The organism is Vibrio marinisediminis (assembly GCF_014050145.1).
GTDB classification, from domain to species: Bacteria; Pseudomonadota; Gammaproteobacteria; order Enterobacterales; family Vibrionaceae; genus Vibrio; species Vibrio marinisediminis.
The window spans coordinates 85,935-112,912 of record NZ_JACFYF010000008.1 but is presented as its reverse complement, the minus strand read 5'-3'; the positions used below and the strand labels follow the sequence as shown (position 1 = coordinate 112,912).

Below are 26,978 nucleotides of genomic sequence, written 5' to 3'. Positions count from 1 at the left end.
GTACATGTTGAGGAAGCGCACCAAAATCAGAGATTACCAAGAAGAATCTCGACTGTTTGCCAGTCGAGCTATTGTCGCATTTCTTGGTATTGTCGTGATGATGGGTCTATTGGTAGCCAACTTGTACAACGTGCAGGTAAATCAATACCAAGACTACAAAACTCGCTCAAATGACAATCGAATAAAAGTCGTACCGATCGCACCGAACCGCGGTCTCATTTACGATCGTAATGGCGTCCTACTGGCGGAAAACCGCCCTGTCTTTAGTCTGGAAATTACACCAGAAAAAATTAAAGACATGGATGACACTATCGCGCGCCTGCAACAAATATTGGTCATATCACCAGAGCAAGTTGAACGCTTCCAAAAAGAGCGCCGTCAAACTCGTCGCTTCAAATCAGTACCGCTCCTGAATCAATTAACCGAAGAGCAAGTGGCGAAGTTTTCGGTCAACCAACACAAATTCCCTGGTGTTGCGGTAAATGCCAACCTAAAGCGTCACTACCCTTTTGGTGAGATCCTCACCCATGTTATTGGCTATGTTTCACGCATCAATGACCGTGATATGCAGCGTTTAGTTCGTGAAGAGAAAGACGCCAATTACCAAGCAACTCGAGATATCGGTAAGCTGGGTATTGAACGCTATTACGAAGATCTCTTACACGGTACCGCTGGCTATCAAGAAGTTGAAGTCAACAGCCGAGGAAGAATCATACGCGTGTTGAAATATGTACCGCCAACACCGGGTAAAGATATCGTTCTCAACCTTGATATTGATTTGCAAACCTATGTTCATGGCTTACTAGCCGGTCGCCGTGGTGGTGCGGTAGTGCTTGACCCACATGACAATGGCGTTTTGGCTATGGTATCAAGCCCAAGCTATGACCCTAATGCTTTTGTCCATGGTATTTCAGGTAAAGCTTATCGTGCTCTATTGGAAGATAAAAATCGCCCATTGGTGAACCGTGCCACACTTGGTATTTACCCCCCTGCGTCGACCATCAAACCAATGATGGCAGTTGCCGCTCTGCAAGAAGGGGTGATTACACCATATACAGTGCGTAACGACCCGGGTTACTGGAAAATCCCTAACTCAAAAACAAAACCGTTTCGTGACTGGTTGCGTTGGGGTCATGGTAAAGTCGATGTACTCAAGTCGATTGAAGAATCGGTCGATACCTTCTACTACCAAGTCGCTTATGACATGGGCATTGATCGGATTTCAAAGTGGATGATGATGTTTGGATTTGGGGATTACACCGGCATCGATATTCATGAAGAAAGTAAAGCGAACATGCCAACCCGTGAATGGAAAATGAATCGACATCGCACACCTTGGTATCAAGGTGATACGATTCCAGTTGGGATTGGACAGGGCTATTGGACAGCAACACCAATGCAGATAGCCAAAGCAACATCTGTGCTGGTTAATCGTGGGCAAGTCATCGCACCTCACCTACTGCGCGCCACGATAGAAAATGGGGATGATTTTTCCAATAACTCAATGGCTGAAATCGTCACTTACCCACCTATCTCTGGGGTAAAAGAGCGTTATTGGGATATCGCCAAAGAAGGCATGCGCTTAGTAAACCATGGCAAGAAAGGTACGGCTCGCCGTGCATTTGCCAAAACAAAATACATGAGTGCTGGTAAATCGGGTACTGCACAGGTATTTGGTTTAGGTGAAAATGAAGAATACAACGCGGATGAAATCGCTGAACATTTACGTGACCACGCACTCTTTACCGGCTTTGCACCCGTTGACGATCCTAAATTGGTGGTTACGATTGTGTTAGAGAACGCCGGTGGTGGCTCGAGCAATGGTGCTCCGGTGGTACGTAAAGTGTTTGACCATGTATTAGTCGACAAAAACAAGGAAGAGTAATGGACTTTGCCCAAGCAACTGGACAGAACCGATCACTGTTTGACCGTTTCCACATCGATTTACCGCTATTGCTTGGCATTTTAGTGTTAATGGGATTCGGCTTGGTGGTAATGTACAGTGCCAGTGGGCAGAGTTTTGCCATGATGGACCGCCAAGCAATGCGTATGGCGCTAGCATTAGGTGTAATGGTTCTGCTGGCGCAGATCCCCCCAAGAACCTATGAAACACTGGCACCCTTATTGTTTTTTTGTGGCGTAGGGCTATTGCTCGCCGTACTGTTTTTCGGTGAGGCATCCAAAGGTGCCCAGCGATGGTTGAACCTTGGTTTTGTCCGTTTTCAACCCTCAGAGCTACTGAAACTTGCCGTACCATTAATGATTGCTCGATATATTGGACGTCGCTCTTTACCACCAACGTTTCAAACCATCGTCATCTCATTAGTGATGGTGTTCGTACCAACTATCCTAATTGCTAAGCAACCTGATTTAGGGACGTCCATTTTGATCGCTGCATCAGGAATCTTTGTTGTTTTCCTTGCTGGTATCAGTTGGAAAATCATCTTTGCTGCGATTTGTGCCTTGGGCGCTTTTTTACCTGTACTGTGGTTTTTCTTGATGCGTGAGTATCAGAAGGTGCGAGTACGTACTCTTTTTAACCCTGAATCCGATCCTTTAGGCGCTGGTTATCATATTATCCAAAGCAAAATCGCGATTGGCTCCGGTGGTATTGCCGGCAAGGGTTGGCTACAGGGTACGCAATCACAACTAGAATTTTTACCTGAACGCCATACTGACTTTATTTTTGCCGTCATCGCCGAAGAGTGGGGCTTAGTCGGCATTTTAATGCTCCTCAGCTTATATCTATTCATTATTGGGCGAGGGTTGTTTCTCGCCAGTAAAGCGCAAACTGCGTTCGGTCGAATGATGGCAGGCAGTATTGTGTTAAGTTTTTTTGTTTACGTGTTTGTAAACATTGGTATGGTCAGTGGCATTCTACCTGTTGTTGGTGTTCCACTGCCCTTAATTAGTTACGGCGGTACCTCTATGGTTACCTTAATGGCCGGCTTTGGTATTTTGATGTCCATACATACTCATAGAAAAGCGTTTTCAAAGGCAACCTAATGAATACATTTCACAAATTCGCCTTATTGGCATTAATTAGCAGTGTTATTGTTGGTTGTTCTTCTTCGCCTACAGAAAGCGAAACTGAAACTACACCACCTATTTCATCATCTGATCGCTATCAAGAAGAGCGCTACGAACTCAAACATGACGTAGCCCCTGATCAGCCTATCTCAGTGGAGCATATTGAAGAAATTACCCCTCAATACGAACCCTATAGCTTAGGTGGAAATAAAAACTACACGGTACGAGGTAAGCGCTACCAAGTTATTAAAGACCCAACCAACTTTAAAGAAAAAGGGCAGGCTTCTTGGTACGGTAAAAAATTCCATGGACACTTAACGTCAAATGGCGAAGTCTATGATATGTACTCCATGACAGCGGCACACAAAGAGTTACCTCTGCCTAGTTATGTAAAAGTGACCAACACAGACAATGGCAAAAGCACCATTGTGCGCGTGAATGACCGCGGTCCTTTTCACCCAGGTCGTATCATCGATCTAAGTTTCGCAGCGGCGAAAAAATTAGATGTGATTAAAACGGGTACAGCCAATGTCGAAATTGAAGTTATCACGGTAGAAAAACCGACGACTCAGACCAAAAAGCAGGCGCTGAAACAATTCCAAATTCAAGTTGCTTCATCGCAACATAAAGATCGCGTGGAAACTTTAGCACAAGATCTGAGTCAAAAACTTTCGGTAACAAGTTTTGTAAACTCTGAACAAGAAATTCATCGTGTGATATTAGGTCCATTTGATGACTATGACCTGACGCAAAAAACGTTAGAGCAAGTTAAACTGTTGGGCTATTCGAGTGCCTTCGTCAGAAAAAATTAGTTCCCCACGCATTCAGTTAACCTCTTCGGCTAGTTTGAGCCATGGTTTCTGTTAAGATATGGACAGTTCGAGATAAATCTGTAGTCAATATGAAAAAAACAACATTACTAAAAACCGTTTTTGCGTCTTCTATTGCGCTTTCAACCACTTTTGCATCACAGGTGATTGCATCTCCAGTAGTCGTGCCAGATCCACCACAAATCGCAGCAAAAGGCTACGTATTGTTGGATTACCATTCAGGCAAAGTACTTGCTGAAAAAGAGATGAATACTAAGCTATCTCCTGCCAGCTTAACCAAAATGATGACCAGTTATGTTATCGGTCAAGAGCTTGCGCGTGGCAATATCAAAGAAAGCGATGATGTCACTATCAGCCAAAATGCTTGGGCTAAAAACTTCCCTGATTCATCAAAAATGTTCATTGAAGTGGGTACAACGGTAAAAGTAAAAGATCTTAACCGCGGTATCATCATTCAATCAGGTAACGATGCTTGCGTCGCCATGGCTGAACATATTGCTGGATCAGAAGATGCGTTCGTTGACCTAATGAATGCCTGGGCAAGTACTCTCGGCATGAAAGACTCTCACTTCGCTAACGTGCATGGTTTAGATAACGACTCTCTCTACTCAACACCTTACGATATGGCGCTATTGGGCTCTGCACTGATCCGCGACGTACCAGAAGAGTACCGTATCTACTCAGAGAAGAAATTCACTTATAACGGCATCACTCAGTACAACCGTAATGGTCTACTTTGGGATAAAAGCATGAATGTTGACGGTATTAAAACTGGTCACACAAGCAATGCTGGTTACAGCCTAGTAAGCTCGGCAACGGAAGGCAAAATGCGCCTAGTCGCCGTCGTTATGGGTACTAAAAACGCAAATGCTCGTAAGTCAGAAAGCAAAAAGCTGCTGAGTTACGGCTTCCGCTTCTTCGAAACAGTTGCACCACATAAAGCCGGTGAAACATTCGTTGAAGAGAAAGTATGGATGGGTGACAAAGACATGGTTGCGCTTGGTTTAGATCAAGACACCTACGTCACTTTGCCACGCGGTCAAGCTAAGAACTTAAAAGCGAGCTTCGTACTTGAAAAAGAACTCGAAGCCCCAATTAGTAAAGGTGACGTCGTTGGTAAGCTATACTACCAACTAGACGGTGAAGATATTGCGCAATACCCTCTTCTTGCTCTTGAAGATGTTCAAGAGGGTAGCCTATTTAGTCGCCTATGGGATTACATTGTAATGCTGGTTAAAAGCTTCTTCTAATCTCGGCAACTATTACAAATGAATAAGCCGCCTCTGGGCGGCTTTTGTTTTAGCACCTACCATAGTGTTAATCTTGAGATTCAATTTGATTGGCAGTAAGATTCGGCGCTGCTCAGATCACTATTCCAACTTGGAGTTTTTAACATGTTGACTATCAACTCAGACGCTAAACTGAAAGACCTGCTTGAGTTCCCTTGTTCATTCACATACAAGGTGATGGGCTATGCAAAGCCTGAACTACCAGAAAAGGTGCTTACAGTGATTCAACGCCATGCTCCAGGTGACTACAGTCCTAAGATTAAACCAAGTGCAAAAGGCAACTACCATGCTGTTTCTGTGACGATCACAGCGACATCGATTGAACAGGTAGAAACGCTATACAAAGAACTTGGTGAAATCGACATTGTCCGCATGGTTCTATAACTTTATTTTAAATAATAAATTATTTTTGAAAGCAGCTTCGGCTGCTTTTTTGTTATTTATCATATAGATAAAAAACATGCACATTTATTAGGGTTAATAATGTGTTATCAACATATAGTTCAAAGTGTCAAAGCGGTTTATAATCCAGACACTTTATTGATAAATGATGGGCTCAGGAATGCAACAAACTCTGGTTGTAAAGCATCTTGGTAGACAGGACTACGAACCAATTTTGCGTGCAATGCATGACTTTACCGACCAACGTACAGATGAGACGTATGATGAGGTTTGGTTTGTTGAACACAACCCTGTTTTTACCCAAGGTCAAGCTGGCAAAACAGAGCACTTGCTAAACACTGGTGATATCCCCGTCGTACAGAGTGATCGCGGTGGTCAAGTAACCTATCATGGTCCGGGTCAACTGGTTGTTTACTTCCTGATCAATCTACGTAGGAAAAACTTTGGTGTGCGAGATCTCGTTACACACATTGAAAACCTCGTGATCAATACACTGAAAGCATACAATATCGAATCGGTCGCTCGACCTGACGCCCCTGGCGTTTATGTTGATAATAAAAAGATCTGTTCACTGGGTTTACGTATACGTAAAGGCTGTTCATTTCATGGACTTGCTCTAAACGTAAACATGGACCTATCGCCATTTCTAAGAATTAACCCTTGTGGTTATGCTGGAATGGAGATGGTTCAAGTCAAACAACTTGGTGGACCAGATAACGTCAACAGCGTTGCCGAGCAATTATTAAAAGAACTCGTGACTTTGCTGGATTACCAACAGATTGAAGTCAGCACTGAAGTCCCAAACGATAAGAAACTAGAAGCATGAGTAAACCAATCCAAATGGAAAAAGGCATCAAGTACCGCGATGCTGACAAGATGGCACTGATTCCAGTAAAAAATATGCCGACTGAGCAGAAAGAAGTACTGCGCAAGCCTGACTGGATGAAGATCAAACTACCTGCAGACAGCCAACGTATCCAAGAAATCAAATCTGCGATGCGTAAAAATGACCTGCACTCCGTTTGTGAGGAAGCCTCATGCCCAAACTTAGCGGAATGTTTTAACCACGGCACCGCGACCTTTATGATTTTGGGCGCAATTTGTACTCGTCGCTGCCCATTCTGCGACGTTGCCCATGGTCGTCCGAATGCACCTGAAGCCGGTGAACCACAAAAGCTTGCTCAAACCATTCATGACATGAAACTGAAATATGTGGTGATAACCTCAGTTGACCGTGATGACTTACGTGATGGTGGTGCACAGCATTTTGCTGACTGTAACCGTGAAATCCGCGCACTGAACCCAAACATCAAGATTGAGACTCTCGTCCCTGACTTCCGTGGCCGTATGGACGTGGCGCTTGACCTTATGAAAGACAATCCACCAGATGTGTTTAACCACAATTTGGAAACAGCGCCTCGCCTTTACCGTAAGGCTCGTCCTGGCGCAAACTACAAATGGTCTCTTAACCTGCTGAAAAAATTCAAAGAGCAGCATCCTGATATCCCAACCAAATCTGGAATCATGATGGGACTAGGTGAGACCAAAGAAGAGATCGTTGAAGTGCTTAAAGATCTGCGTGAACACGGCGTAACTATGCTGACTCTGGGTCAATACCTAGCGCCAAGCCGCCATCACCTTCCAGTAGAGCGCTACGTACCACCAGCTGAATTTGATGAGCTTAGAGACATTGCCCTTGAGCTTGGTTTTACTCATGCCGCTTGTGGTCCATTTGTTCGCTCTTCTTACCATGCCGATCTACAAGCACAAGGTATCGAAGTGAGCTAATCGCTCCTACCCAAATAATAAAAAGACCAGCCATTGGCTGGTTTTTTATTATCTATCCACTACCCTTTTTCTCGCAGATAAACCCTTAGGCTCCAGAAACACAAAAGGAGCCCTAAGGCTCACTTCTAAAGCTTCAATCAAACTTGATATTTTCTAAGCTGATTAAATACTTTTTCTAAATAGTGGCAAGAAGTTCTAGGAGAACACGCACAATTTACAATAGTAAATGAGCATCTTCGACAACGAAGTTCGAACCACTATAACGAAAAATTATGCGTAAACGGGTAGACGCTTACAAATCTCTAATACCTTCGCTTTCGTTGCTGCTGTCACATCATCATTACCGATGTTATCCAGAACGTCACACATCCAGTTTGCGAGATCTTTTGAATCTTGCTCAGTAAAACCACGGCGTGTGATTGCTGGCGTACCAACACGAATACCTGATGTTACAAACGGGCTGCGTGGATCGTTTGGCACTGAGTTCTTGTTAACTGTGATGTTTGCGGCACCGAGCGCTGCGTCAGCATCTTTACCTGTGATGTCTTTGTCGATTAGGTCAACTAGGAACAGGTGATTCTCTGTGCTGTTCGAAACGATTTTGTAGCCACGCTCTTGGAATTGAGCCACCATCGCTTTTGCATTTTGCACTACGCGAGCTTGGTATTCTTTGAACTCTGGTTCCATTGCTTCTTTGAACGCGACCGCTTTACCAGCGATAACATGCATTAGAGGACCACCTTGACCACCTGGGAAGACTGCTGAATTCAGCTTCTTGTACATGTCTTCGCCTGCATTAGACAAGATTAGACCACCACGTGGACCGGCTAGCGTTTTGTGCGTTGTTGTTGAAACTACGTGTGCGTGTGGTACTGGTGTTGGGTACACACCCGCTGCAATTAGACCCGCTACGTGTGCCATATCAACAAATAGGAAAGCGCCGACTTTGTCTGCGATTTCACGCATGCGTTTCCAGTCAACGATTTGTGAATAAGCAGAGAAACCACCAATAATCATCTTCGGTTTATGCTCAACTGCCAACGCTTCCATTTCGTCGTAGTTGATTTGGCCCGCTTCATCAATACCGTAAGGAATAACGTTGTAGTGCTTACCAGAGAAGTTGACTGGTGAACCGTGAGTTAAGTGACCACCGTGAGCTAGACTCATGCCTAGTACTGTATCGCCTGGGTTCAATAGCGCCATGTATACTGCGCTGTTTGCCTGTGAACCTGAGTGAGGTTGAACGTTCGCATATTCACAACCAAACAGTTGGCACGCACGGTCAATCGCTAGAGTTTCTGCTTTGTCTACGTACTCACAACCACCGTAGTAACGCTTGCCTGGGTAACCTTCAGCGTATTTGTTAGTAAGCTGAGAACCTTGTGCTTCCATTACACGCGGGCTGGTGTAGTTTTCAGAAGCGATAAGTTCAATGTGTTCTTCCTGGCGAAGTGTTTCTTCTTGGATAGCTGCGAACAATTCCGCATCGTAATCTGCGATGTTCATATCACGCTTAAGCATCTGTATCTCCTGACTCAGATTTAGACTGAAAGTTGCAAAAAACTGGCTAACGACCCCGACGCAAACGTTTTCGTTACCGTATTGACGCGCATTTTAACTAATTTGATCTTGGTCATAAAGAGAAAATTTCATTTTTCTCATGCAGTTTTTTCATAGTGAGTTTCAAGGTTTATCATGTTAGAACGGCAATTATGCGATCACCATCACTAATATCTTTACACCCTGTAAAACGACAATTACATAGGTTTACCTCAAATTTCCCTCTCAAGCTACCGAAAAGCTGATCTTTTCTCTACTATGCACCGCTTTCGTTCTACCTATAGATGAAATTTGATGGCAAAACATACACGCAGAGAAGACTGGATCGCGATTCTGACAGGCACATTGATAGTGGCACAAGGCATTTTCTTTCTTCAAGCGAGTAGCCTACTAACTGGTGGCACGACAGGGTTAGCTTTACTTGCGAGCAAACTCGTCCCTTGGTCATTTGGTACCATTTACTTTATCGCCAACTGCCCATTCTATCTTTTAGCTTGGAAACGATTTGGAAGAAACTTTGCTATTAATAGCGCAATCTCAGGTGCGTTAGTTTCTTTCTTTGTTGACCATCTTCATTTAGTGCTAAACATTGAAAATATGAGCCCGATTTACGCTGCTGTTGCTGGCGGACTATTAATGGGCTTAGGAATGCTGGTGTTATTTCGCCATCGCTCAAGCCTTGGTGGCTTTAATGTATTGTGCTTATTTATCCAAGACAAATTGGGCATTTCCGTTGGTAAAACCCAATTAGCGATAGATTTTACTATCTTGGTGACTTCATTTTTCTTTGTCACGCCAACCGCACTGTTCTACTCAATTCTCGGTGTGATTGTGCTCAACCTTGTGCTTGGTATGAATCATAAACCTCACCGCTACATCGTCAAATACCATTAATTAAGCGCCGCTCTCGACAAAAAGGCCTTGGCAATACCAAAGCCTTTTTTCTATCCAGCGGAAAATCATCGGGGGTGAGCCGCTGGGGGTTATTTTTCTATCAGGAGAATCCTTGTTTCATAGGGACGCAATGCCACCATGCTACCTTCAAGTTGAAACGCTTCATTCTCATAGTTAGTGAGTAAGCACTTCGCATTCGCGAGTTCAATATCCTGAGGAAGCTCACACTGAGCCGGATCCGCATAGTAGTTACTAATTGAAATAAGCTGCTGTGTGGCACTCTCTCGCAAATAGACATAACACTGATTGTGTTGCGGCAACAAATCTTGGAACGAGCCTTGAGTAATCACAGGCTGCTGTTTACGCAGTTCAATCAATCTTTTGTAGAAATAAAACACTGAGTTTGTGTCTTTTAGTGCGGCTTGCGCATTGAGATGTGAGTAGTTACTTGCAACCTCAAGCCAAGGCGTACCTTGAGTAAAGCCAGCGTGTAATGAATCATCCCATTGCATCGGAGCTCGGGAATTATCACGCGATTTTTGCGCCAGAATCGCCATCATCTCATCATGACTCACACCTTGCTGGTTAACCATAATGTCATACATATTGGTACTTTCCACATCTCGATATTGGCTGATCTCTTGATAACCTGGGTTGGTCATACCCAGCTCTTCACCTTGGTAGATATACGGTGTGCCTTGCATCATATGCAGTGATGCCGCGAGCATTTTTGCTGATTCAACTCGGTATTGTTGATCATCGCCTAAGCGGCTCACAATGCGAGGCTGGTCATGATTACACCAAAATAGCGCCCCCCAACCATTGCCACTTAAGCCGGTTTGCCAATGATTGAAAATCTGCTTAAGTTGAATGAAATCAAATGGCGCGTTGCTCCACTTCTCACCGTTTGGATAATCGACTTTGAGGTGATGAAAGTTAAACACCATCGACAATTCTTTGCCATCCAGTGCCGAATATTGCTGGCAATGCTCCAGTGTTGTCGATGACATCTCACCCACGGTGACACTGCCATATTTTTGAAACACCGCTTGGCTGATCTCTTGCAAATATTCATGCACTCGGGGACCGTCAGTGTAAAAACGGCGCCCGTCACCAATATCGTCATTGGGGAAGTCTTGCTGCTTTGAAATCAAGTTAATGACATCTAAGCGAAAACCATCCACACCTTTTTCAGCCCAAAAGCTAATCACTTTTTCGACTTCTTCACGCACCACTGGGTTTTCCCAGTTTAGATCCGCTTGCTCTGTAGCAAATAGGTGCAAATAATATTGGTTGGTTGCTTCATCCAACGCCCAAGCGCTGCCACCAAATTTAGATTGCCAGTTATTCGGTACACAGCCTTCAACTGGGTCTTTCCAAATATAGTAGTCTCGGTAAGGGCTATTCTTGTCCCCTAGAGCGGACTGAAACCATTGATGCGCCGTTGAAGTATGGTTAACAACAATATCCATAATAATGCGGATACCACGTTGATGCGCTTCTGCAAGCAATAAATCAAAATCCGCCATGTCACCGAATTGTGGGTTTATCGCATAGTAATCTGAAATATCGTAGCCATTATCGACCATTGGTGATTGATAGACTGGCGTTAACCAAATGGCGTCAATGCCCAGTGCTTTTAAATAATCGAGTTTTGAAATAATCCCGCGAATATCGCCAGTACCTTTATCGGTCGAGTCACAAAAGCTTTTCGGATAAATTTGGTAGATGGTGGCGCTTTTCCACCAATCTTGCTGCTGTTTTATTATTGTCATAACGGTTTTCACTTACCAGGTTGAGCTAACATCCCGCTCAAGAAAACCCACGACATCGCAATCCATTGTCGTGGGTAAAGAAAATTACGCGTTGGCTGTTTCAAGCTCACCTTTGGCTTGTGCGCGCTTGTAGAAGAACAAGGTCATAATCGCAGGGACAACAATGGCAACAAGCATTGCGATGGCATAGATACCCCAATACTGTGGCTGGATAGAGAGAATGCCCGGTAATCCACCGACACCGATACCATTAGCCATAACACCCGCCATGCCACAGATAGCCGCCGCCGCTGCAGAACCAACCATTGCACTTAGCATTGGGAACTTGTACTTAAGGTTAATACCGTACATGGCAGGCTCTGTAACACCTAGGTATGCAGAAATCGCTGCTGGCACTGAGATATCACGCTCACCATGTTTTTTACTGATGATAATGATGCCAACTACCGCTGACGCTTGAGCAATATTTGAAAGTGCAATCAATGGCCAAATTGGCGTACCGCCTAACTCTTGCATCAGTTGTAAATCCACCGCATTGGTCGTGTGGTGAATACCGGTAATCACCAATGGTGCATACAAGAAACCAAAAACTACGGAACCAATCACGGCAAAATCGCCCATCATTGCTGCTTTAGCCGCAAATGCCACGCCATCACCTAACATGCGACCGAAAGGACCAATTATTGAGTGCGCTAGCACTACTGAAACAATAATCGACACAAACGGCACGACCACGAGATAAAGGTAAGATGGAACGATGCGTTTTAAGTTGGTTTCAATTAATGCGAGTGCAACACCCGCTAACATCGCTGGGATCACCTGAGCTTGATAACCGACCTTCTCAATCACAAATAGACCGAAATCCCACACTTCAGGCACTTGCTTACCAATTAAGTAAGCATTCATTAGCTGAGGAGAGACAAGCGTGACACCTAAAGTAATGCCAAGAATAGGCGTACCACCAAGTTTCTTCACTGTCGACCAACACACACCAACGGGTAGGAAGAAGAAAATGGCTTCACCAATCAGCCAAAGGAAGCTATGCACAGTAGCCCAAAACTGGCTAATTTCCGTAAGCGACTGACCATCAAACATTTTGATATCGCCAATCACATTGCGGAAACCTAAAATCAAGCCGCCAGTAATAATGGCAGGAAGAAGTGGTACAAAGATTTCAGCTAAATGAGAAATACCACGTTCAAGAATATTCATGTTTTGGCGAGCGGCATTTTTGGCATCATCTTTAGAGGCTTCTGACTGCCCAGATAGCGCAATTAATACCTTATAAACTTCGTCAACTTCTGTACCAATCACGACTTGAAACTGACCCGCATTGGTAAAACAACCTTTAACTAGACTTAAGGCTTCTAATCCTTGTTGGTCCGCTTTATCGGTATCATTTAATACGAAGCGTAGGCGTGTGAGGCAGTGGCTCACACTCGCAATATTGTCTGCTCCGCCGACGAGTTCGATCAGACGCGCGACTTCTTGTTTGGCAATCTTACTCATAACCTTGTCCACCTTAATTGGAGTTCATTCTGTTATTTTTTAGTTTAAATGGGAACATTCCCATCACTTGTTGATTATATTGACAGAATTGATTAACCCACAAAATGGGAACAGTCCCATTAATTGAATGTGATCACAGTATAATTTTAAATCAGTTTAAAAAGAGTAGCTTACTAATACACAGGCTTTTGAGTGAGGTGAGTTAGTGTGTTTTCACCATTAATATGAGATATCAATAGGTTAGCAGCTTTTACCCCGGCTTGAGCATAACCTGGGTCGATACTAAAAACGTTGGGAAATAGAAACGAGAGCAGTTCATTGCCACCGACACCAGTAACAATGACATCTTCACGACCCAACTCTTGCAAGCGTTTGATTACCCCTAGCGCAAGAGTATCACTGGCACACACTATCGCCTGAGTATCCTCACTTAGCACCTTCTCTACCAATTGGTAGGCACTTTCATGATGAAGATCACCCGTTTGATAGATGGCCGTCAAATCGTGTGTTTGACACCATTCAAGATAAGAGTCTAACCGGAGCTTACCTGTGGTTCGATCGCTGGGATTAACCCCAATATAAGCAATATTTTCCACAGCTCGTTGGCTCAAGTACTCTAATGCTTGAGCAATCACACCCTGATTATCATAGTTGATAGAAGAGACTTGCTGGGTGTCCATCGCAATCACAACAGCGCGATTGTGCCACTGCTCTAGCTGACTAAGGTCAAAATCACTAAAGCCAAACACTATCACCCCATCGACATTGCGGCGTTTTAGTACATTGAGATGTTCACTGGTTTTATCACGGTCAAACTGGCTCTCCATCATCACTACATCATAACCAGCCTGATACAGCGCTTGTAACATACTGCCTACGGCTTTGTTCTCTGATGGTGAATCTAGACGAGAAATAATGACCCCAACCACTCGCTGACTGCCACCACGCATTGACTGCGCAGATTTAGAAGGCACATAACCAGACTCAGCAATCACCTGCTCCACTTTAATGCGAGTTTCAGGCTTTACTTTAGGATCGTTAGTCAATACACGAGATACGGTTGATTTACCTACGCCAGCAATACGCGCAATATCTAAAATGGTCAGTTTTTTATTCATACTTCAGGGGGTTCAATACAAAGATTTGAAAGTCGTGGCTAAGGTCTCTTCAATCAACCTTAGCCTGAGCTCACATTATTTGCTTTCACAGTTTTTGTAAATCTCACGACCAAGCTCTAAGCGAGCATAATCGCCTTTCGCGTATAAAGTCACAGGTTTAACTTCGGTTTGTGCATTATCTGGCAAAATGTAACGAGTCCCAGAGCCTGATGGCACTTGAATCAATGCATAGTCTACATCGCCGACTCGAACCAATGCGCCCTGCTCTTCAATGAGATAGTCAGCACTAAACTGTTTGTCTTCACTGCACTGATAATGATAGCTATTAGAGTCACTGCTCGTCATTGCCTCATTGCTGCTTGAACAACCTGCAAGCAACACTGCACTTGTAATGAATACGCCAGCTCTGATCATGGTCACCTCCGATAAAAATAAAGGCTGCTACTGCAGCCTTTAAATAATAGTCTATTTATTTAAATAGTTAGGGACATCACGAATACTATCAAGCACAACACTGGCAATCGACTCGCCTTGCTCAGTAACTGGTTTACCTGTGCGCACTAAAATTTTAGTACCCACTCCAGCCGCCTCAGCAGCCATCATATCTTCGGCCTTATCACCAACCATGACTGAATTCGCCATATCAATTTTTAGAAAATCTCGCGCAGAAATAAACATGCCCGGTTTTGGCTTACGACAGTCACAGACTTCTTTGTAGCTACCTTGTCCGTGCTCTGCATGGTGTGGACAGTAGTAGATACCATCAAGCTCTACGCCATTATCAACAAAATTCCAATCCATCCATTGCGTCAGAGACATGAATCGGTCTTCGCTAAATTTACCACGAGCAATTCCGGACTGATTTGTCACAAGCACAAGCATGTAACCCATCTGCTTTAGCTTTTTGGTCGCTTCAAATACGCCTTCAATAAACTCAAAGTCGTGCTCATCATGTACATAGCCGTGGTCCACGTTAATTACGCCATCACGATCCAAAAAGACTGCTGGTTTCGCCAAAATATGCTTCTCTATCTGCTTTCTATCCAAGAATTATTGCACGCTTTATTTCTTTCATCACTATCTAATTACTTAATCGTTTGCCTAAAAGCAATTTTAGACGTCTAGACGTAAAAATATCTATTGACACTAATTCAACAAACCCATAGCATCATCTACTAAATGAGAGGTAGCTCAAAATAATCTACTGTTCTAAGACTCGAGCATAAGCAGGTTTCTCAATGATTGAAATTAATCAGGTAAATAAGGTTTTCTACCAAGGCAAGAAAGAAATAACTGCCTTGAAAGATATTAACCTCCATATCGCCCAAGGGACTATTTTTGGGGTAATTGGCGCGTCTGGTGCCGGCAAAAGTACCCTGATCCGCTGCGTGAATATGCTTGAAGCGCCAACCAGCGGTGCCATCATCGTCGATGGTGTCGACTTAACTCAGTTAAGCAAGGCTCAGCTTAGCGAAGCTCGCCGTAACATTGGTATGATTTTCCAGCATTTTAATCTGCTTTCTTCGCGTACAGTATTTGAAAACGTCGCGCTGCCGTTAGAGCTTGCAGGTAAAGAAAAAGGTCAGATCAAGGCAAAAGTTACCGAGTTATTGCAGCTAGTTGGTCTAACAGACAAACATGAAAGTTACCCATCAAATCTCAGTGGCGGTCAAAAACAACGTGTCGCGATTGCACGCGCATTAGCTTGTGATCCAAAAGTGCTGTTGTGCGATGAAGCGACCAGTGCGCTTGATCCTGCAACAACCCAATCGATTCTTGAATTATTGCGTGAAATTAACCGCCAATTAAAAATCACTATTTTACTGATCACCCATGAAATGGATGTCGTCAAAAGTATTTGCCATGAAGTGGCGATCATCGGTGGTGGCGAATTGGTGGAGAAAGGCACTGTCGGTGAGATTTTCGCTCACCCTAAAACAGAGCTAGCACACGACTTCATCCGTTCTACGCTAGACCTGTCAATTCCTGATGATTACCAAGTGCGTCTGCAACCAACACGCGTTGAAGAAAGCTACCCTCTGGTTCGTTTAGAGTTCACTGGTGCCACCGTAGATGCTCCCCTGATGAGCCAAATTTCACGTAAATACAATATTGATGTCAACATTCTTAGTTCTGATCTCGATTACGCTGGTGGCGTTAAATTCGGCATGATGGTCGCAGAACTGTTTGGTAACGAAGAAGACGACAACAAAGCGATTGCGTTCTTACGCGAACACAATGTAAAAGTAGAGGTGCTGGGTTATGTCCTTTAATACGATTTCTGATTGGCTAAGCTTGAATGCAGAACTGTTGCTCGGTGCAACATGGGAAACCCTATATATGGTCGCTGTAGCCGGTATTGTCGGCTTTGCTATAGGTATTCCACTTGGTGTTATTTTGCATACGACTAAAAAAGGTGGGCTACTTGAAAACCCTCGCCTTAACAGCATGTTGGGAGCCATCGTTAATATTGGTCGTTCGGTCCCATTCTTGGTATTAATGGTTGCCATTATCCCTGTCACCAAACTACTGGTTGGTACCTTTATCGGCACAACGGCTGCAATTGTCCCACTGACCATTGGTGCCATTCCTTTCGTTGCTCGATTGATCGAAAGTGCACTTTTAGAAGTACCGACAGGCTTAGTGGAAGCTGCACAAGCAATGGGCGCAACCCCACTACAAATTATTACTAAAGTTTTGCTTCCTGAAGCACTACCGACCATCGTTAACTCCGTCACCATTACTATGGTAACGCTGGTTAGCTACTCAGCAATGGCTGGCACTGTAGGTGGTGGTGGCTTAGGTGATGTCGCGATTCGCTATGGTTTCCACCGCTATGATGTGGTGATCATGGCTGTCACTGTGGTCATGCTAATCGTGTTAGTACAAATTATTCAGTCTATCGGTGATGCTTTTGTTCGCCGCGTAGACCATAGATAAAAATTCATATAAGGAGATGTGTTATGAAATTTAGTTTAAAAAGTGTACTCGCTATCGTTGTTGCAGCCTCAGCATTAGTGCTAGCGGGCTGTGGTGAAAAGGAAGTTGATACCAGCAAGATCAAAGTTGGTGTCATGGCAGGTGCAGAAGAGCAAGTTGCAGAAGTCGCGGCAAAAGTAGCAAAAGAAAAATTTGGTCTTGATGTAGAACTGATTACTTTTTCTGATTACGTAACTCCAAACGCAGCGCTGGATGATGGTTCTATTGATATCAACGCTTTTCAACACAAGCCATACCTAGATCAGCAAATTGCTGATCGCGGCTATAAACTGGCGATTGCTGGCAACACATTTGTTTATCCTATCGCCGGTTACTCAAAGCAAGTTAAATCAGTCGAAGAAATTCAAGACGGTGCACGTATTGCAGTACCAAACGACCCAACAAACCTAGGCCGTTCACTGCTTCTTCTTGAACAACAAGGTCTATTAAAACTTCGTGACGGCGTTGGTCTACTAGCGACCGTTCGTGACATTGTTGAAAACCCTAAAGATCTAACGATTGTTGAATTAGATGCAGCTCAGCTTCCACGTTCACTTGATGACGTAACGCTTTCAGTTATTAACAATACTTACGCAAGCTCAGTAAATCTAACTCCTCAGCGCGATGGTATCTTTGTAGAAGACAAAGAATCACCATACGTAAACATCATTGTTGCTCGTGAAGACAACCTTAATGCTGAGAACGTTCAAAATTTTGTTAAAGCGTACCAATCTGAAGAAGTTTACGCAGCCGCTTCAGAAATCTTTAAAGGTGGCGTAGCAAAAGGCTGGTAATCCACGCAGCTACACCAAGTAAATATTGAAGGCTGACACTCTGTGTTGGCCTTTTTTATTAACGAACACAATGTCATTAACGCCCAAACCTCTCGCAAAAAAAAACGCCAGATGAAAAAACATCCAGCGTTAGAAAGTACACGACTTAGATCAAAGCTAAATCGTCTTCCCATATTCACTACGCAAACTTTCGAGGTAAACATCATTCTTACCACCCTCAACGTTTTGCTGTTTCAATTCCGCACCAACACTTTGAGATAAAAAGGTAAATTTGTGCCTATATGGTGTATTTAAGGAAAGCTTAATCACATTCAGATTGTTCAGCCTTGCCATATAATTGACCCAAACATCATCGGCATTGGGACAATGCTGCATTGCTTTATCAGGTTGATTGAGCAGCTCTCGACTTTCATCTGCCGGAAATAACGTTCCTCCTCCCGTCGTGATAAACGTATTTAGACTGGCGTCACTATCAATTTCGTTTAACCACTCTTTATAAGGCTTAGGCATTCCCGTTTTCACATCTCTTACGATTTCATGAGCACGACAACCAATAATTGCACTAGGCGCATCGTTATGCCCCCTTAAGAGTCGCTCAATCATGTCATACGAATACAGAATATCATCATCAATAGTGATTATATGTTTATCGGGAAAGTGGGAAATGGAAGGGAAGAGTTTCTTATAAGAACCACTATTACTCGTAAAACGAACGTCGAGACCACGCTTCATTTGCTTTTTCAACGTCTCGGGTAATGTCTCTAACGTGAATTCATCTTCATCTAACCAAAGCACAATAGCGTTGGCTTTGATCGTCTGCTGACCAATGGACTCTATTGCTAAGTAGACATTATCAATTCGATGCGAATAGGTAGTTAAACTTACAATGACATTGTGTTCGTGATTAGGGTCGACTAATTGTTCACTGGAAGACAAGCACTTACTCGTATAGTGATTGACTAAAATTTCTTCTTTAAATCTATGCTCCGGTGAAAAGTGGCTTTTCACTTTTTTTAATAACATCCGTATCATTTACAATCCCAAATAAGGGCCTCATCCAAAGAGCTCAAAAAGAGTCCATACCCATAGCATGGTTAGTTCTTTATAACTGAAGGTTATGATGTCATACGAATGCGGAAAAAACAGCTATAGTCGCAACTAAGATCAACTTGTTTCACAAATAAAACAATGAACAAAAAAATATCATTTTATTCAATAATATAATTACTACTTCACGCCTAAACTGTACCCAATTCTCATCCTTGAAAACAGTCCTATAACCGCTCGTCTATATGTTATATGAAACCCGATACGAGACTTTTGAGCAACGTCCATCACCACGCGGCGTTTTCTTTACTCATTAGAACCCAATCGCACCATCAAAGGTTTTATATAACAAGAGATTTACTCTACCAAGACACTTCAGTTTCATAGCGGTCGTTTAGAATTTTATAGCTGGCACAAGCCGTGCCAGCCTTTTTACTTCAATTAATTCTTCGTTCATTAATCAATGGACTCGACACTCAATAATACTGCTCAACTCAGGTTATTTTTGTACCGCTTTAAATCTAGGATTAGCTTTGCAAATCACATATAACCGCCCACGGCGTTTGACAATTTGACAATCTGGATGGCGATTTTTGGCACTTTTCAAAGACTTTAATACTTTCATTTTTGTTCCTTAAACTGACTAAAACGACGATTAAAATTAGCAATTCTTCCTTCCGTCTGAACCACTCGTTGCTTACCCGTATAGAATGGATGCGACTCTGAAGATACATCTAATGTGCAATAGGGGTAAGTTTTCCCATCCTGCCAATCAATGGTGCGATCAGTCTGCAAAGTCGAGCCGACAACAAAATATTTATCAACACTCGTATCATGAAATACCACTTGACGATATTCCGGATGGATACCTACTTTCATCTCAATTTCCTATATATGTTATGTTATAACATACTAAATGATAATTATTATCATGTGGATATGCAAGCCTAATTTTGTCCCTTTGGGTGAGCGCATACTTGAGTTCAAGTGTGTTATCTTGTCCGAGATTTATTCACTGAGATCATGGCATGTATACCATTGACCCAATTGGCACTATCGAAAGCCCATACAAAGAAAAATTTGCCGTCCCTAGACAGCCGCGTTTAGTGCCGGCAGCAACAGCGCGGGTCAAACTGCAAGGCGCAATCAATTGTGCTGAAGCCATTCGCGGCATTGAACAATTTAGCCATGTTTGGCTACTGTTTATGTTTGATCAAAACCTTGCCGCCGGCTGGAAACCAACCGTTCGCCCACCTCGTTTGGGCGGCAATGAGCGAATTGGAGTATTGGCTTCGCGATCAACATTTCGTCCGAACGGTATTGGTATGTCGGCGGTTGAATTGAAAGGTATTAGCCAGCAAGGTGACCAATTCTATTTGGATCTTGGCAGCGTTGATTTAGTCGATGGCACCCCCATCGTCGATATCAAACCCTATATCCCCTACTCTGATGCTATAGTCGATGCGCAAGGAGGTTACGCAGAGCAAGAGCCAGAAAAAGCCATTGTTTGCTTTTTGCCGACTGCGGTGGACTACTTGAAAAAAAGAGAAGACGGACATCAGATACGCCAAGTAATAGAGCAAGTATTGGCACAAGATCCACGCCCTGCGTATAAGAAAAACAAGCCAGATAACAAAGAATATGCGGTAAATCTGTTCAATTTGAACATTAAATTCACCGTAAACGATAACTTAGTGTCTGTAACCGTCATTGACCCCTTTTGACAAAGCCGATTGGCTGATATTATAAGCGGCTAAATTGAATTCCCATTATGGGATCACTAAGCTCCTAACCATTTCGGTTGGAGTATTTAACTTTGATAAACGGATAAATTTAATGCGTACCAGTAATTATCTTCTTTCTACTCTGAAGGAGACTCCAAACGACGCAGAAGTAGTGAGCCACCAGCTCATGCTACGTGCAGGTATGATCCGTAAGCTGGCTTCAGGTCTTTACACCTGGCTGCCTACTGGTCTACGTGTATTGCGTAAAGTCGAAAACATCGTTCGTCAAGAGATCGACAATGCAGGTGCAATCGAAACTTTGATGCCCGTTGTTCAGCCGTTTGAACTTTGGGAAGAGACAGGCCGCAGCGAAAAGATGGGTCCTGAACTACTTCGCTTTACTGACCGCCATGTTCGTCCGTTTGTACTAAGCCCAACAGCAGAAGAAGTCATCACTGCATTGGTTCGTAACGAAGTAAGCTCTTACAAACAGCTTCCACTAAACCTATACCAAATCCAGACTAAATTCCGTGACGAACGCCGCCCACGCTTTGGTGTTATGCGCGCACGTGAATTCTGCATGATGGATGCATACAGCTTTGACATCGATAAAGCTGGTCTAGAGAAATCTTACCAAGCAATGCACGATGCTTACTGTAAAGCATTCGATCGCATGGGTCTGGAGTACCGTCCTGTACTTGCAGATTCAGGTGCAATCGGCGGTAGTGGCTCTCAAGAGTTCCACGTACTGGCTGAAAGCGGTGAAGACCTAATCGCTTTCTCGACTGAGTCGGACTACGCGGCTAACATTGAAAAAGCAGAAGCGGTAGCACCTGCTGGTGAGCGTGCAGCGCCAACTCAAGAGATGACTCTTGTTGATACACCAAACGCAAAAACTATTGCGGAATTGGTTGAACAACACGGTCTTCCAATTGAGAAAACCATTAAGACTCTCTTTGTTAAAGCTTCAGATGAAATTGACGCACCAATTGTTGCGCTTATCATCCGTGGTGATCACGAGCTAAACGAAGTAAAAGCTGAAAACTTGCCACAAGTTGCGTCTCCACTAGAAATGGCGACTGAAGACGAAATGCGCGATCTAATCGGTGCAGGTGCGGGATCTCTAGGTCCTGTTGGTCTTGAATTACCGTTTATTGTTGACCGCTCTGTTGCAGCAATGAGCGACTTCGGTGCCGGTGCCAACGTCGATGGTAAACACTACTTCGGCATTAACTGGGGTCGAGACGTTGAACTTGGTCAAGTTGAAGATTTACGTAACGTAGTTGAAGGTGACCTAAGCCCATGTGGTCAAGGTACGCTAATGCTTAAGCGTGGTATCGAAGTGGGTCACATCTTCCAGTTAGGCACAGCCTACTCAGAGAAGATGAACTGTGGCGTGCTAGATGCAAACGGTAAAAACTCAATCTTAGAGATGGGTTGTTACGGTATCGGCGTATCACGTGTTGTCGCTTCAGCTATCGAACAAAACAACGATAAATACGGCATCATTTGGCCAGACGCACTAGCACCGTTCCAAGTGGCTATCGTTCCGATGAACATGCACAAGTCTGAGCGTGTTCAACAAGCAGCTGAGAAGCTATACGCTGAGCTAACAGCGATGGGTATCGAAGTACTGTTTGATGACCGTAAAGAGCGCCCAGGCGTGATGTTCTCTGATATCGAACTGATCGGTATTCCTCACACTATCGTAATTGGCGATCGCAGCATGGACGAAGGTAACTTCGAATACAAGCACCGCCGTAGCGGTGAGAAAACAGCAGTTGCAATGGCTGATATCGTAGAGCACGTTAAAGCTCAACTCGCTTAATTGCTTTATTGTTGTTAGAAACATGAAAAAGGCTGACGATATCGTCAGCCTTTTTTTTATACATCATAGAAGGTTTAATTGAGCGGTTCTGTTGGTGCTTGACTTGCTACTTTCTTTGGCGCAAATGGCACATCCACCAGCTCATCTTCATTGCCGTCAACCAACTCACCAAAATGGAAAATACCAAACTCACCTGGCTTCATTCGGTGCCAGTTTTCATTGTCTGTTAGCGGTTGCGTCGCAATCACTGAAACAACATCGTTTGGTGTTGTCTCTTCATGAAAGTTGATCGTGACATCTTCATCAATCAATGTCGCTTGTCCAAATGGCGCTCGACGAGTGATCCAATAAAGATGATTGCTGCAGTATGTCATCACGTATTCACCGTCAGAAAGCAGCATATTAAATACCCCTTTCTCACGTAATCGATCACAACACTGGGCAATAAAGCGGAATACGCCAACCATATCTTGTGGCGGCTCTGGATAACGTTCCTCTAATTGCTTCAGTAGCCAGCAAAAAGAGAGTTCACTGTCTGTTTGTCCAACAGAGCGAATACGCCCAGTTTGCAGATCTTGATAGTCACTCAGTTGACCATTGTGAGCGAAGGTCCAATAACGCCCCCATAACTCGCGTGTAAACGGATGAGTATTCTCCAAATTCACCGCACCACGGTTAGCTTGGCGAATATGGCTAACCACTGCGAGACTTTTTATCGGATAATTTTGTACCAGCTCTGCAATTTTTGAATCGCAACTAGGATTAGGGTCTTTGAAAGTCCGAAAGCCTTTGCCTTCGTAAAAGGTGATCCCCCACCCATCACGGTGTGGACCGGTATTGCCCCCACGCTGCATTAAGCCAGTAAAGCTAAAACAGATGTCGGTTGGTACATTGGCACTCATACCAAGCAATTCACACATGGCTTACTATTCTCCCTCTAAGTCAGCCAACATCAGCCACTGTTAAACAACATTAACAGTCCCAGTGAATGATGCTGACCTAAACCGTGTGGTTTGAAACGGAGATTACTTCTCCATTTCCTTTTCAATTAGCTGAATGACAATATGGATGATCTTGATATGAATTTCTTGAATTCGATCGGCGTAGCCAAAGTGAGGAACTCGAATTTCGATATCCGCACACCCTGCCATTTTACCGCCATCTTTACCGGTTAGCGCAATCGTCTTCATGCCTTTCGCTTTTGCAGCTTCAATCGCATTAAGGATGTTACCAGAGTTACCCGATGTCGATAGACCGAACAGCACATCACCTTTTGAACCAACCGCTTCAAGGTAACGAGAAAACACAAAATCATAACCAAAATCGTTGCTCACGCACGATAGGTGGCTAGGGTCTGAAATAGCGATACCTGGGTAACCAGGACGGTTTTCGCGGTAACGACCAGTAAGTTCTTCAGCAAAGTGCATCGCGTCACAGTGAGAGCCACCATTGCCACAAGACAAGACTTTACCGCCTTGCTTAAATGAATCAGCAATCAATTTCGCCGCTGCTTCAATTTGTGCAATGTTGTGATCATCACTAAGGAACTTGTTCAGTACGTCAGCAGCTTCAGTTAGCTCACTTTTAATCAAATCCTGGTACATAAGCCTTCTCTTAAATCAGTATTAATGGGGACTTTCTACCCCTAACAGTTCTGAGTTTACTCGAACCATCTGTACTGTCGATAGTTAGCTGCCAACATTTCGATGATTCTTGAGCTTTCCCGTACACAATTTCGTCATCACCGCACAAATATAGAATCTTTACTCTACTTAGATCACTTTTTAGACAACTATGAGTTTTACATTTTATTAATAAGTCGATTACAATTTAACTGGTTAGACCACTAAATTAAAGCAGACGTATAAATAAATAATGAGTCTGAAAAGGAAACCTATATATGGATATCTTGCTCTCTATACTTGGCTTTACCGCTGTACTGGGTATATGCCTCTATCATCGAACCTCACTTGTGCTCGCAATCACGGCATTAACCATTACCATGGCAGCTCTTACCGCTTTGGGTGGGTTAGGTTCCATAAGTTGGGTTCTTTACCTCGCAGCAGTGGCGGTACTCGCAATCCCGGCGATCAGACAATCTCTTATCAGCCGCAAAGCATTAACATTGTTCCGCAAGGTACTGCCAGCGATGTCTCAAACCGAAAAAGAAGCACTCGATGCGGGCACGGTTTGGTGGGAAGCCGAACTATTCAAAGGTAAACCTGATTGGAACAAGCTGCAGCAAATAAAAGCACCGAAGCTTAGTGCAGAAGAAAAAGCATTCTTAGATGGTCCCGTAGAAGAAGTGTGTGCCATGGTAAACGATTACCAAGTCACCCATGAACTTGCTGATCTCCCTCCACAAGTGTGGCAGTTCCTTAAAGAACACAAGTTCTTCGCCATGATTATTAAAAAAGAATATGGCGGTCTCGAGTTTTCAGCCTATGCACAATCATTGGTACTGCAAAAGCTTACCGGTGTTTCTGGCGTCCTTTCTTCGACAGTGGGTGTACCAAACTCATTGGGTCCTGGCGAACTACTGCAACACTACGGCACCAAAGAGCAAAAAGATCATTACTTACCGCGTCTTGCACAAGGTAAAGAGATCCCATGTTTTGCTTTAACCAGCCCAGAAGCTGGATCCGATGCGGGGGCGATTCCCGATTATGGCGTGGTTTGTTACGGCGAATGGCAAGGTGAAAAAGTTCTGGGTATGCGTCTGACTTGGAACAAACGCTATATTACTTTAGCACCTGTTGCGACAGTTTTAGGACTGGCATTTAAACTGCGAGATCCCGATGCCCTGCTTGGTGATACGGAAGATCTCGGCATAACTTGTGCGCTGATTCCCACCCATCTAAAAGGGGTCGAAATTGGCAATCGCCACTTCCCGCTCAACGTTCCATTCCAAAATGGTCCAACAACAGCTAGTGAACTGTTTGTACCCATTGAGTACATCATTGGTGGACAGAAGATGGCAGGTCAAGGCTGGCGCATGCTAGTGGAATGTCTCTCGGTTGGTCGTGGTATAACTCTGCCTTCAAACGCAACAGGCGGCATTAAAACCGCAGCGCTAGCAACTGGGGCATACGCTCGAATTCGCCGTCAGTTTAAACAGCCAATTGGTCGAATGGAAGGTGTCGAAGAGCCACTGGCGCGTTTAGCGGGTAATGCCTATGTAATGGATGCGGCTAGTGAACTCACTGTCGCAGGTATCGATTTAGGTGAGAAACCTTCGGTGATTTCCGCCATTGTGAAGTACCACTGTACTCACCGAGGGCAAAATAGCATTATCGATGCGATGGATATCGTAGGTGGTAAAGGGATTTGTATCGGTCCCTCTAACTTCCTTGCGCGTGGCTATCAAGGTGCGCCGATTGCTGTCACTGTTGAAGGGGCGAATATACTCACCCGTTCAATGATCATCTATGGTCAAGGCGCGATTCGTTGCCATCCTTATGTGTTGACTGAAATGGATGCCGCCTATTCAGAAAACAGTGATGCATTAGAGAAGTTCGATGCGGCATTAGCAGGTCATGTTAGCTTTACCATCAGTAATCTAGTGCGCTGTTTCTGGCTAGGTTTAACCGATGGCCGATTCTCTACCTCTCCAGAAAAAGATGAAACTCAACGCTACTATCAGCAGCTTAACCGTTATAGTGCCAACATTGCGTTGTTGTCCGATATTTCAATGGCAGTACTAGGTGGTTCACTCAAGCGTAAAGAGCGTTTATCCGCTCGTTTAGGTGATGTATTGAGTCAGCTTTACTTAAGCTCTGCTACGCTGAAACGCTATGATATTGAAGGGCGAAATAAACAAGATTTACCATTGGTTCATTGGGGCATGCAAGATAGCCTATATCAAACTGAACAAGCGATTGAAGGTTTATTGGAGAACTTCCCTAACCGAGTGATAGCAAAACTAGTGAAGTTTATCGTTATGCCACTTGGTCGCACACGCAAGGCGCCAAATGACAAGTTAGACAGCCAAGTCGCGCAACTGTTGCAAACGCCTAGTGATACACGCTCTCGCTTAGGTCGCAACCAGTACCTTACCGCCAGCGAGTTCAACCCAGCAGGTCGAATCGAACAAGCACTGCATCTGATCTTGGAAGCTGAACCACTGTTTGACAAAGTCTGCCAAGCGCAGGGCAAACGTAAGCCATTTTTAATGTTAGATAAGATCGCCGAGCAAGGACTAGAGCTAGGCGTGCTCAACCAACAGGAAGCCAAGCTACTTATTGAAGCTGAGAAGCAACGTTTGTATGTGATTAATGTTGACGATTTTGAACCACAAGAATTGGCAGCAAAACCGTTGCAACCAATGACAATGGAAGAAGTCGCTTAGGCTTGGGCTGCATCCACTTCGGATAGATAGAACAAGGGCTGCAACTGCAGCCCTCTTTTTTGA

25 protein-coding genes are annotated in these 26,978 nt (G+C 44.0%); 14 read left to right on the top strand and 11 right to left on the bottom strand.

All coding sequences use genetic code 11. The features are described 5' to 3' along the window. The first annotated feature begins 4 nt into the window (after positions 1–4). The 7 genes from mrdA (at position 5) to lipA (ending at position 7,339) form a co-directional block, all read left to right on the top strand. Positions 5–1,885 carry a penicillin-binding protein 2 gene (gene mrdA, locus H2O73_RS13650; protein WP_182109419.1) on the top strand — a complete coding sequence of 627 codons (1,881 nt, stop codon included), beginning with the start codon at positions 5–7 and terminating at the stop codon, positions 1,883–1,885. Next, complete coding sequence (rodA, locus tag H2O73_RS13645) at positions 1,885–3,006, top strand: rod shape-determining protein RodA (protein WP_182109418.1); 1,122 nt, start codon at positions 1,885–1,887, stop codon at positions 3,004–3,006. The genes mrdA and rodA overlap by 1 nt, the downstream gene beginning before the upstream one ends. Beyond that, positions 3,006–3,842 (top strand): septal ring lytic transglycosylase RlpA family protein, encoded by an 837-nt coding sequence (locus H2O73_RS13640; protein WP_182109417.1) that lies wholly within the window; start codon positions 3,006–3,008, stop codon positions 3,840–3,842. Before rodA ends, H2O73_RS13640 begins: the two co-directional genes overlap by 1 nt. A gap of 89 nt (positions 3,843–3,931) precedes the next feature. After that, positions 3,932–5,110: a serine hydrolase gene (locus tag H2O73_RS13635; RefSeq protein WP_182109416.1), complete on the top strand. Its 1,179-nt coding sequence runs from the start codon at positions 3,932–3,934 to the stop codon at positions 5,108–5,110. Between the two features lie 144 nt (positions 5,111–5,254). Then, positions 5,255–5,533 carry a DUF493 family protein YbeD gene (gene ybeD, locus H2O73_RS13630; RefSeq protein ID WP_182109415.1) on the top strand — a complete coding sequence of 93 codons (279 nt, stop codon included), beginning with the start codon at positions 5,255–5,257 and terminating at the stop codon, positions 5,531–5,533. A 178-nt stretch (positions 5,534–5,711) separates the two neighbouring features. Beyond that, positions 5,712–6,377, top strand: a complete 666-nt coding sequence (lipB, locus tag H2O73_RS13625) for a lipoyl(octanoyl) transferase LipB (RefSeq protein WP_182109414.1) — start codon at positions 5,712–5,714, stop codon at positions 6,375–6,377. Beyond that, positions 6,374–7,339: a lipoyl synthase gene (gene lipA / locus H2O73_RS13620; RefSeq protein WP_182109413.1), complete on the top strand. Its 966-nt coding sequence runs from the start codon at positions 6,374–6,376 to the stop codon at positions 7,337–7,339. Before lipB ends, lipA begins: the two co-directional genes overlap by 4 nt. Before the next feature lie 270 nt (positions 7,340–7,609). Here lipA and glyA read toward each other — a convergent pair whose 3' ends face one another. Then, complete coding sequence (glyA, locus tag H2O73_RS13615) at positions 7,610–8,860, bottom strand: serine hydroxymethyltransferase (RefSeq protein ID WP_182109412.1); 1,251 nt, start codon at positions 8,858–8,860, stop codon at positions 7,610–7,612. A gap of 333 nt (positions 8,861–9,193) precedes the next feature. Between glyA and H2O73_RS13610 the strand changes: the two genes are divergently transcribed. Beyond that, positions 9,194–9,793 carry a YitT family protein gene (locus H2O73_RS13610; protein ID WP_182109411.1) on the top strand — a complete coding sequence of 200 codons (600 nt, stop codon included), beginning with the start codon at positions 9,194–9,196 and terminating at the stop codon, positions 9,791–9,793. An 89-nt stretch (positions 9,794–9,882) separates the two neighbouring features. Here H2O73_RS13610 and treC read toward each other — a convergent pair whose 3' ends face one another. The 5 genes from treC to gmhB all read right to left on the bottom strand — a co-directional run bounded on the left by treC (position 9,883) and on the right by gmhB (position 15,212). Then, entirely contained in the window at positions 9,883–11,568 is a 1,686-nt protein-coding gene (gene treC, locus H2O73_RS13605; protein WP_182109410.1) for an alpha,alpha-phosphotrehalase, read from the bottom strand. Positions 11,569–11,652: 84 nt separating this feature from the next. Continuing rightward, the gene (treB, locus tag H2O73_RS13600; RefSeq protein WP_182109409.1) at positions 11,653–13,077 is read right to left on the bottom strand and encodes a PTS trehalose transporter subunit IIBC; all 1,425 of its coding nucleotides are present in this window, start codon (positions 13,075–13,077) and stop codon (positions 11,653–11,655) included. A 173-nt stretch (positions 13,078–13,250) separates the two neighbouring features. Beyond that, a complete protein-coding gene (gene treR, locus H2O73_RS13595) occupies positions 13,251–14,195 on the bottom strand; it encodes a trehalose operon repressor TreR (protein ID WP_182109408.1) in 945 nt (314 codons plus the stop codon). A gap of 75 nt (positions 14,196–14,270) precedes the next feature. Continuing rightward, entirely contained in the window at positions 14,271–14,609 is a 339-nt protein-coding gene (locus H2O73_RS13590; RefSeq protein ID WP_182109407.1) for an MliC family protein, read from the bottom strand. Positions 14,610–14,660: 51 nt separating this feature from the next. Further along, a complete protein-coding gene (gene gmhB, locus H2O73_RS13585; RefSeq protein WP_182109406.1) occupies positions 14,661–15,212 on the bottom strand; it encodes a D-glycero-beta-D-manno-heptose 1,7-bisphosphate 7-phosphatase in 552 nt (183 codons plus the stop codon). Between the two features lie 221 nt (positions 15,213–15,433). Here gmhB and metN point away from each other — a divergent pair, with 221 nt between their 5' ends. Genes metN through H2O73_RS13570 form a run of 3 tightly spaced genes read left to right on the top strand, consistent with a single transcriptional unit; the run spans position 15,434 to position 17,968 of the window. After that, positions 15,434–16,468 (top strand): methionine ABC transporter ATP-binding protein MetN, encoded by a 1,035-nt coding sequence (gene metN, locus H2O73_RS13580; protein WP_182109405.1) that lies wholly within the window; start codon positions 15,434–15,436, stop codon positions 16,466–16,468. After that, complete coding sequence (locus H2O73_RS13575; RefSeq protein WP_182109404.1) at positions 16,458–17,135, top strand: methionine ABC transporter permease; 678 nt, start codon at positions 16,458–16,460, stop codon at positions 17,133–17,135. The genes metN and H2O73_RS13575 overlap by 11 nt, the downstream gene beginning before the upstream one ends. Before the next feature lie 23 nt (positions 17,136–17,158). Further along, positions 17,159–17,968 carry a MetQ/NlpA family lipoprotein gene (locus H2O73_RS13570; RefSeq protein WP_182109403.1) on the top strand — a complete coding sequence of 270 codons (810 nt, stop codon included), beginning with the start codon at positions 17,159–17,161 and terminating at the stop codon, positions 17,966–17,968. Between the two features lie 156 nt (positions 17,969–18,124). On the opposite strand, the gene H2O73_RS13565 is transcribed toward H2O73_RS13570, so the two are convergent. From H2O73_RS13565 to H2O73_RS13555, 3 genes are all read right to left on the bottom strand, one after another. Further along, positions 18,125–19,000, bottom strand: a complete 876-nt coding sequence (locus H2O73_RS13565; RefSeq protein WP_246335921.1) for a glycosyltransferase family 2 protein — start codon at positions 18,998–19,000, stop codon at positions 18,125–18,127. A gap of 514 nt (positions 19,001–19,514) precedes the next feature. Continuing rightward, positions 19,515–19,640 carry a type B 50S ribosomal protein L36 gene (gene ykgO, locus H2O73_RS13560; protein WP_093276815.1) on the bottom strand — a complete coding sequence of 42 codons (126 nt, stop codon included), beginning with the start codon at positions 19,638–19,640 and terminating at the stop codon, positions 19,515–19,517. Beyond that, entirely contained in the window at positions 19,637–19,894 is a 258-nt protein-coding gene (locus H2O73_RS13555) for a type B 50S ribosomal protein L31 (RefSeq protein WP_182109402.1), read from the bottom strand. Before H2O73_RS13555 ends, ykgO begins: the two co-directional genes overlap by 4 nt. A 149-nt stretch (positions 19,895–20,043) precedes the next feature. On the opposite strand from H2O73_RS13555, the gene tsaA reads away from it, so the two are divergent. Continuing rightward, the gene (gene tsaA, locus H2O73_RS13550; RefSeq protein WP_182109401.1) at positions 20,044–20,739 is read left to right on the top strand and encodes a tRNA (N6-threonylcarbamoyladenosine(37)-N6)-methyltransferase TrmO; all 696 of its coding nucleotides are present in this window, start codon (positions 20,044–20,046) and stop codon (positions 20,737–20,739) included. Between the two features lie 112 nt (positions 20,740–20,851). Then, entirely contained in the window at positions 20,852–22,567 is a 1,716-nt protein-coding gene (locus H2O73_RS13545; protein WP_182109400.1) for a proline--tRNA ligase, read from the top strand. A 74-nt stretch (positions 22,568–22,641) separates the two neighbouring features. Here H2O73_RS13545 and H2O73_RS13540 read toward each other — a convergent pair whose 3' ends face one another. After that, a complete protein-coding gene (locus tag H2O73_RS13540; RefSeq protein ID WP_182109399.1) occupies positions 22,642–23,487 on the bottom strand; it encodes a class II glutamine amidotransferase in 846 nt (281 codons plus the stop codon). 105 nt (positions 23,488–23,592) lie between these two features. Next, positions 23,593–24,171 (bottom strand): D-sedoheptulose 7-phosphate isomerase, encoded by a 579-nt coding sequence (lpcA, locus tag H2O73_RS13535; protein WP_182109398.1) that lies wholly within the window; start codon positions 24,169–24,171, stop codon positions 23,593–23,595. A gap of 296 nt (positions 24,172–24,467) precedes the next feature. Between lpcA and fadE the strand changes: the two genes are divergently transcribed. Next, entirely contained in the window at positions 24,468–26,915 is a 2,448-nt protein-coding gene (fadE, locus tag H2O73_RS13530) for an acyl-CoA dehydrogenase FadE (RefSeq protein ID WP_182109397.1), read from the top strand. Positions 26,916–26,978: the final 63 nt, after the last annotated feature.